At 68.8% G+C, this 4,338-nt stretch carries 5 protein-coding genes; 1 reads left to right on the top strand and 4 read right to left on the bottom strand.

The window, feature by feature from the left end:
* The 4 genes from sucD to mdh all read right to left on the bottom strand — a co-directional run.
* The coding region (gene sucD / locus V7050_RS18580) for a succinate--CoA ligase subunit alpha (protein WP_324410993.1) at positions 1 to 635 on the bottom strand (635 nt) is incomplete at its 3' end.
* Positions 636 to 639: 4 nt separating this feature from the next.
* Positions 640 to 957 (bottom strand): hypothetical protein, encoded by a 318-nt coding sequence (locus V7050_RS18575; protein ID WP_324369759.1) that lies wholly within the window; start codon positions 955 to 957, stop codon positions 640 to 642.
* A gap of 19 nt (positions 958 to 976) precedes the next feature.
* The gene (gene sucC, locus V7050_RS18570) at positions 977 to 2,170 is read right to left on the bottom strand and encodes an ADP-forming succinate--CoA ligase subunit beta (RefSeq protein WP_324375464.1); all 1,194 of its coding nucleotides are present in this window, start codon (positions 2,168 to 2,170) and stop codon (positions 977 to 979) included.
* A 242-nt stretch (positions 2,171 to 2,412) separates the two neighbouring features.
* On the bottom strand, positions 2,413 to 3,375 hold the full coding sequence (gene mdh / locus V7050_RS18565; RefSeq protein ID WP_324370541.1) for a malate dehydrogenase: 963 nt from the start codon (positions 3,373 to 3,375) through the stop codon (positions 2,413 to 2,415).
* A gap of 96 nt (positions 3,376 to 3,471) precedes the next feature.
* On the opposite strand from mdh, the gene V7050_RS18560 reads away from it, so the two are divergent.
* Positions 3,472 to 4,224: a sulfite exporter TauE/SafE family protein gene (locus tag V7050_RS18560; RefSeq protein ID WP_324370543.1), complete on the top strand. Its 753-nt coding sequence runs from the start codon at positions 3,472 to 3,474 to the stop codon at positions 4,222 to 4,224.
* The last annotated feature ends 114 nt before the right edge of the window (positions 4,225 to 4,338 follow it).

Below are 4,338 nucleotides of genomic sequence, written 5' to 3'. Positions count from 1 at the left end.
CCGCCGATCTCGCCGATCATGATGATCGATTCCGTCTCGGGATCGGACAGGAACCATTCCAGCACGTCGATATGCTCGGTGCCCTTGATCGGATCGCCGCCGATGCCGACGCAGGTGGACTGGCCGAGCCCGGCGGCGGTGGTCTGGCCCACCGCCTCGTAGGTCAGGGTTCCCGAGCGCGACACCACGCCCACCGAGCCGCGCTTGTGGATATGGCCCGGCATGATGCCGATCTTGCAGGCGTCCGGGGTGATGACGCCGGGGCAGTTCGGGCCGATCAGGATCGAATGCGAGCCCTGGAGCGCGCGCTTGACCTTCATCATGTCGAGCACCGGGATGCCCTCGGTGATGGCGACGATCAGCTCGATCCCGGCGTCGATCGCCTCGAGGATCGCATCGGCCGCGAAGGGCGGCGGCACGTAGATCGCGGTCGCGGTCGCGCCGGTCTTCTCGCGGGCCTCGGCCACGGTGTTGAAGATCGGCAGGCCGATATGGGTGCCGCCGCCCTTTCCGGGCGTCACGCCGCCGACCATCTTCGTGCCGTAGGCGATGGCCTGCTCGCTGTGGAAGGTGCCCTGGCTGCCGGTGAAGCCCTGGCAGATGACCTTGGTGTTCTCGTCGACGAGGATGGACATCAGCTCACTTTCCGCTTGTTCGCCGCCTGGCGCGCAGCTGGACGGCCCGGACGACCGCAGCCACGGTCCCGAAGGCCATCGCCAGCACGAGGCCGACCCAGACGGCATTGATGACGAGGGCGGCCAGGATCCGCGGATCCTGCCCGACGATGAGCCCGCTGTGGAAGATCAGCACCAGCAGGCCCCAGAGGGCGAGCGCGGCGGCGAGCTGGGCGAGCCAGACCCGCAGCACCCGCGCCGGCGTGGCCGCGCGCAGCATGACCACGATGAACGGCGCGGCGAGCAGCGCCGCGAGAGTCGTGAAGAAGACCGTCAGGACCATGGCCGCGGCCGGACATCGCCTAGCCTCTCACCGCCTTCACGATCTTCTCGGCGGCATCCGCCAGATCGTCGGCGGCGATCACCGCGAGCCCCGATTCGTTGAGGATCGCCTTGCCCTTCTCCACGTTCGTGCCCTCGAGGCGCACCACCAGCGGCACCGTGAGGCCGACCTCCCTGACCGCGGCGATCACGCCCTCGGCGATGACGTCGCAGCGCATGATGCCGCCGAAGATGTTGACCAGGATGCCCTTCACCTGGGGATCGGAGGTAATGATCTTGAAGGCCTCGGTGACCTTCTCGGTGGTGGCGCCGCCGCCGACGTCGAGGAAGTTCGCGGGCTCCGAGCCGTAGAGCTTGATGATGTCCATCGTCGCCATGGCGAGGCCGGCGCCGTTGACCATGCAGCCGATCTCGCCGTCGAGCGCGATGTAGTTGAGGTCGAACTTCGAGGCCTCCAGCTCCTTGGGGTCCTCCTCGGTCTCGTCGCGCAGCGCCAGGATCTCCTTCTGGCGGTAGAGCGCGTTGGAATCGAAGCCCATCTTTGCGTCGAGGCATCTGAGGTCGCCGTCCTCGGTGACGATCAGCGGGTTGATCTCCAGCATCTCGCAATCGCGCTCGACGAAGAGCCGGTAGAGCCGGTTCACCAGGTCGACGCATTGCTTGACCTGCTTGCCCTCGAGCCCGAGTGCGAAGGCGACCCGGCGGCCGTGGAAGCCGGAGATGCCGGCCGCGGGATCGACCGAGAAGCTGAGGATCTTCTCCGGGGTCGAGGCCGCCACCTCCTCGATGTCCATGCCGCCCTCGGTGGAGCAGACGAAGGCGATGCGGCTCGAGCCGCGGTCGACCAGGAGCGCGAGGTAGAGCTCGCGGGCGATCGCGGCGCCGTCCTCGATGAAGACGCGGTTCACGGTCTTGCCGGCCGGGCCGGACTGGTGCGTGACGAGCGTGCGGCCGAGCATCTTCTGCGCTTCCTCCGCCGCCTCGGCGACGGATCGGGTGACGCGCACCCCGCCCTTCTCGCCGGCGGCGGCCTCCTTGAAGCGGCCCTTGCCGCGGCCGCCGGCGTGGATCTGCGCCTTGACGACCCAAACGGGACCGTCGAGCTCGCCCGCGGCCGATTTGGCCTCCTCGGCCTTCAGCACGACCCGTCCGTCGGAGACGGGCGCGCCGTACTGCCTGAGCAATTCCTTGGCCTGATACTCGTGGATGTTCATCTGCCGCCGTCCCCCGCCGGTTGCCGGTGCCCACGGCCGTCTGCCGTCGGTCGGATCCCTGCTATGCCCTCGCGGCAGGCTCTGCAATTGAATTGCGACGGTTTTCCGGTTTCCGCCGAGTGAATCCCGGCTTCGTGATCACAGAAAAAATGCCTGTGATCACAGAAACGCCGCCCTGCGGGAAGGGCGGCGGATGCTGATTCGATGCCCCGACGCGGCGGCGGGGCGCCGGCGGCCGGGGCTCAGCCGAGCGAGGGGTCGATGCCCTTGCAGGCCTTGACCAGGCCCTCGACGGATTCGATCGACTTGTCGAACATCGCCCGTTCGGCCTTGTTGAGCTCGATCTCGACGATGCGCTCGATGCCGCCCGCGCCGATCACCGTGGGCACGCCCAGGTAGATGTCCTTCAGCCCGTAGAGGCCGTCGACATAGGCCGCGCAGGGCAGGACGCGCTTCTGGTCCTTCAGATAGGCCTCCGCCATCTCGATCGCCGAGGCGGCGGGCGCGTAGAAGGCCGAGCCGGTCTTGAGCAGGCCGACGACCTCGGCCCCGCCGTCGCGGGTGCGCTGGACGATGGCGTCGAGCTTCTCCTGGCTGGTCCAGCCCATCTCCACGAGGTCGGGAAGCGGGATGCCGGCGACGGTCGAATAGCGGGTGAGCGGCACCATGCTGTCGCCATGGCCGCCGAGCACGAAGGCGCTCACGTCGCGGACCGAGACGCCGAATTCCTCGGCGAGGAAATAGCGGAACCGCGCGCTGTCGAGGATGCCCGCCATGCCGCAGACCTTCTCGTGCGGCAGGCCCGAGAACTGGCGCAGCGCCCAGACCATGGCGTCGAGCGGGTTGGTGATGCAGATCACGAAGGCGTCCGGCGCATTGGCCGCGATGCCCTCGCCGACCGATTTCATCACCTTGAGATTGATCCCGAGCAGGTCGTCGCGGCTCATCCCCGGCTTGCGCGGGACGCCGGCGGTGACGATGCAGACATCCGCGCCGGCGATGTCCTCGAAGGAATTGGTGCCCGAGATGCCGGCGTCCACGCCCGAGACCGGCGTCGATTCGGCGAGGTCGAGCGCCTTGCCCTGGGGCGTGCCCTCGGCGATGTCGAACAGGACCACGTCGCCCAGTTCCTTCAGCGCGGCCAGATGCGCCAGCGTGCCCCCTATCTGTCCGGCGCCGATCAGCGCGATCTTCGGTCTTGCCATTTCGCCCTCACTCCCGTTCTGGTCGGAACCGGAATTTGGCTAGACCCTCGCGGCTGCATTGGCAAGCCGCAAAGCCGGCGGAGGCGAGGCGCCAGCGTGCAGGCGGACGCGACATTCTACGCCGTGGCGATCGCGGCGGTGCTGATCGCGGCGATCTCCAAGGGCGGTTTCGGCGGCGGCGCGGGCTTCGCCGCGGCGCCGCTGCTCGCGCTGGTCGTGGAGCCCGCGCAGGCGGTCGGGCTGATGCTGCCGCTTCTGATGGTGATGGACGTGACCGGGCTGCGGACCTACTGGCGCCAGTGGAGCTGGACCGACGCGCGCCGGCTGATGACCGGCATGGTGGCGGGCGTGCTCGCGGGCGCGCTCTTCTTCCGCTGGGTCAGCGCCGACGGGATCCGGCTCCTTGTCGGCGGCGTCGCGCTCGGCTTCGTCGCCTTCCACATCGCGCGGACCCGCGGCTGGCTGCGGCCCTCGCAGGCCTTCGGATCGGCGGGCTGGGGGGTGTTCTGGGGCGCGGTCGCGGGCTTCACCAGCTTCGTGAGCCATGCCGGCGGGCCGCCCGCCTCGATGTATCTGCTGCGCGCCGATCTCGACAAGACCCGCTATCAGGCGACCACGGTCATCGCCTTCTGGTGGGTCAATCTGATCAAGTTCCCGTTCTACCTGCTGCTCGGGATGTTCACCCTCCAGTCGGCGCGGGTGAACCTGATCCTGGCGCCGGTGGCGGTGCTGGGGGTGCTGCTCGGGATCTGGGCGCATCGGCTGGTCCCGGCGGTGCTCTTCTTCCGCCTCACCTATTTCCTGCTCGCCGTCACCGGCTCGAAGCTGGTGTTCGATGCCCTGACCTGAAGCGGTCGGGGCGAGGAGCGACGCCCATGCCCCCTGGACCAAGAAGGCGAGGCGCCGGTGGCGCCTTGCCCGGTCCTGTCGCCCGGAGGCGCGCGCCGCAGGGCGAGGGGGTGC

The organism is Amaricoccus sp., assembly GCF_036846665.1.
In the GTDB taxonomy this organism is placed as follows: Bacteria; Pseudomonadota; Alphaproteobacteria; order Rhodobacterales; family Rhodobacteraceae; genus Amaricoccus.
This window is presented reverse-complemented; position numbering and strand designations above follow the sequence as displayed.